Here is a 3,170-nt window from a genome sequence, read left to right as displayed (position 1 = left end):
CAGCACGGCCACGGGCACAATCACGGCCACGGCCACGGCCACGGCCACGGCCACGGGCACGGCCACGGCCACGGCCACGGCCACGGGCACGGCCCGGTGGCTCCGGCCTCGCGGCGGGTACGGCGGATACTCGCCGCGGTGCTCGTCCCGTTGGCCGTGCTGACCGTCGCGGCCGTGGCGTGGCTGCACCCGTGGAGCGGGGACGCGGCGGTGCCCGCGCTGCCCGCGGGGACACCGGTCGACGGCACGGTCACGGCCGTGGCGATCGGACCGTGCGGGAGTCCCGGTGCGGTGCGGGTGGGCGAACCCGACCCGGACGCGCCGCGCTGCCTCGACGTCGAGGTCCGGATCACCGAGGTGCCCGGCGGCGCGGCGGGGAGCGCCACGATCGCCAAGATGCAGCCGTTGGAGCCCGGCTCGCCCCGGTTCGCCGCGGGGGACGAGGTGGTCCTGTCCTACGGCGGCGGTGACCCGCTCGACGGTGGCTCGTACCAGATCAAGGATTTCCAGCGCGGCGTGCCGCTGCTCGCGCTCGGGGCATTGTTCGTGCTGGCGGTGCTGCTGCTCGGCCGGAAACGGGGACTGGCCGCGCTCGGCTCGCTCGGGCTCAGCGTCGCGGTGCTCGTGCTGTTCGTGCTGCCCGCGATCCTCGCGGGGCGCGACCCGCTGCTGGTGGCGATCGCCGCGGCCGGACTGATCATGTTCGGCACGCTCTACCTCACCCACGGCTTCACCGCGCGGACCTCGGTGGCGGTGCTCGGCACCCTGTCCAGCCTCACCCTGATCGGGGTGCTGGCGACGCTGTTCGCGTCGGCGGCCGCACTGACCGGGCTCGACTCCGACACCACCTCCCTGATCGCCTCGCTCGGCCACGGCGTGGACGCGCGGGGGCTGCTGCTCGCGGGAGTGGTCATCGGCGCCCTCGGCGTCCTGGACGACGTCACCGTGACGCAGGCCAGCGCCGTGTGGGAGCTGCGCCGCGCCAACCCGGCGCTGGGCAGGCGCGAGCTCTACACCGCCGCGCTGCGCATCGGCCGGGACCACGTCGGTTCCGCGGTGAACACCCTGGTGCTCGCCTACGCGGGTGCCGCCCTGCCGCTGCTGCTGTTGTCCGCGTTGTCCGACGTCGGCCCGGCGACGGTGCTGCAGTCCCAGGACGTCGCGCAGGAGGTGGTGCGCACGTTGGCGGGCAGCATCGGCATCGTCGCCGCGGTACCGGTGACCACGCTGCTGGCCGCGCTGATCGCGGTGCACGACGACGTCCCCGGAAACCATGTCCCCGGCAACGATGTCCCCGGCAACGATGTCCCCGGCAACGCCGCCCCCGGGGCGGTCGGCGACGAGGGCGCCGACCGCGCCGCGGAACGGGTCAGCGCTCCAGGCCCGCCACGAACCGGCTGACCGTGTCCATGCTGAACCGCTGGGCGAACCTGCCCGTGGGCGCCGCCGAGGCCAGCCGGTACAACGGGCGGTCGGCGGCGGCGTCGCCCCGGGCCTCCGCCCGCAGCTGCGCCACCAGCAGTTCGGAGAACACCACGCCCCCGGCCTCGAGATTGTTCACCACGGCGTCGGCGAGCCGACGCAGCGCCAGCACACCCAGCTCCCGGCCCCCCGTGCCCGCGTAGACGGCCACGTCGATCTTGACGGCGCCGCCCCGGCCGCCCGCGTTGACCAGCAGGCTCACCGTGCGGCTCCCCCGGACGTCGGTGACCAGCAGGTCGACCCGGGAGGCGGTGACCAGGTCGATCCGGCGGGTCCCCCAGGTGCGCACCAGCACCGTGGTCCCCTCCAGGTGGACCTGCCTGCGTGCGTTGGTCAGCACCAGCGCCGCCACCGGCAGCGCCACGACGCCGCCCACGACCAGGCCGACGACCTGCCCGCCGAGCAGACCCGCCAGGCCCCCGAACGCCGCGCCGACCAGCACGGCACCCACCAACCCGGACACGGCTCGGCGCCTGCGCACCGCGGGGTCGGCGGCGTACAGCGGGATCCGCTCCGATCCGGACGTGGACCGTTCGCCTCCCGCTTCCCCGCTCACACACACCCCCCGGTCCGCGACGGATCCGTCGCGCGGAACCCGACGACGAGCACGGACACACCTTTCGCCACGGCTGGGACGCCGTTCACCCTAGCCGCCCCTGTACAGGATCCTCACAGACAGTGCCCATAGACTGCGCCCGAGCGGACCCACCGGGGCCCGCCAGGCGCCTCACCGGGGCCCGCCCGGGCCCACGGCGGCCGGCCGGACGAGACAGATTGGGAGGGCAGGTGGCCACCAACCAGCAACGCCGCGAGGCCGCGAAACGCAAGCTCGAACGGCAGCTCATCCGCCGCGCCGAACGGGCGAGGCGGCGCAGGATCGTCGGTGTCGGCGTGACCATCGGTGCCGTGGTGGTGGTCGCCGGGCTCGTCGTGATCCTGGCCACGCGGGGCGACGACACCGCCGCGGAGGGCGACGCGGCGGACGCGAGCGGCACACCGGACGCATCGGCCAGCAACACGCCGGTGAACATTCCCACCGAACGGGTCGCGGCACCCGAACGCCCCGAGCCGCTGCCGGACCCGGCGACGTGCGAGTACCCGGAATCCGGGCAGCCCGCCAAGGAGGTGTCCCCGCCGTCGGGCGGGAACGTGCCCGCGGGCGGCACGGTCGACGTGACCCTGGAGTCCACCGTCGGCGAGATCCCCCTGACGCTGGACCGCGCGCTCGCACCGTGCACGGTCAACAGTTTCGTGCACCTCGCCGAGCAGGGCTTCTACACCGACACCAGCTGCCACCGGCTGTCCACCGACGGACTCCAGATGCTGCAGTGCGGCGACCCGAAGGGCGACGGCACCGGCGGACCCGGGTACAGCTTCGCCGACGAGACCTTCGAGGGGCTCAACTACGGCCGCGGCGTCCTCGCGATGGCGAACTCGGGACCGGACACCAACGGCAGCCAGTTCTTCATGGTGTACGGCGAGGCCCCGCTCCCGCCGAACTACACGGTGTTCGGCACGATCTCCGACAAGGGGCTCACGGTGCTCGACGAGGTGGCCCGCGCCGGACACGACGGCTCCTCGCAGGCGGGTGGCGGCACCCCGCACACCGAGGTCCGGTTCACCGACGTGCGCGTCGCGGCGGCCTGACCGGCACCCCGGGTGCGTCGGGGGCACCGCGCCGGACCGCC

At 74.5% G+C, this 3,170-nt stretch carries 3 protein-coding genes; 2 read left to right on the top strand and 1 reads right to left on the bottom strand.

The annotated features are described in order from the left end of the window. Positions 1-138 precede the first annotated feature (138 nt). The gene (locus tag SACPADRAFT_RS0211235) at positions 139-1,401 is read left to right on the top strand and encodes a YibE/F family protein (protein WP_007027041.1); all 1,263 of its coding nucleotides are present in this window, start codon (positions 139-141) and stop codon (positions 1,399-1,401) included. On the opposite strand, the gene SACPADRAFT_RS0211230 is transcribed toward SACPADRAFT_RS0211235, so the two are convergent. Next, positions 1,370-2,044, bottom strand: coding sequence for a hypothetical protein (locus SACPADRAFT_RS0211230; protein WP_007027042.1), 675 nt, complete (start codon positions 2,042-2,044; stop codon positions 1,370-1,372). The genes SACPADRAFT_RS0211235 and SACPADRAFT_RS0211230 overlap by 32 nt on opposite strands. Before the next feature lie 224 nt (positions 2,045-2,268). Between SACPADRAFT_RS0211230 and SACPADRAFT_RS0211225 the strand changes: the two genes are divergently transcribed. Further along, the gene (locus SACPADRAFT_RS0211225; RefSeq protein ID WP_007027043.1) at positions 2,269-3,129 is read left to right on the top strand and encodes a peptidylprolyl isomerase; all 861 of its coding nucleotides are present in this window, start codon (positions 2,269-2,271) and stop codon (positions 3,127-3,129) included. Positions 3,130-3,170: the final 41 nt, after the last annotated feature.

The organism is Saccharomonospora iraqiensis subsp. paurometabolica YIM 90007, from assembly GCF_000231035.2.
Classification (GTDB): domain Bacteria; phylum Actinomycetota; class Actinomycetes; order Mycobacteriales; family Pseudonocardiaceae; genus Saccharomonospora; species Saccharomonospora paurometabolica.
Note: the sequence above shows the minus strand (reverse complement) of the source record. Positions and strands in the feature narration are given on the sequence as shown.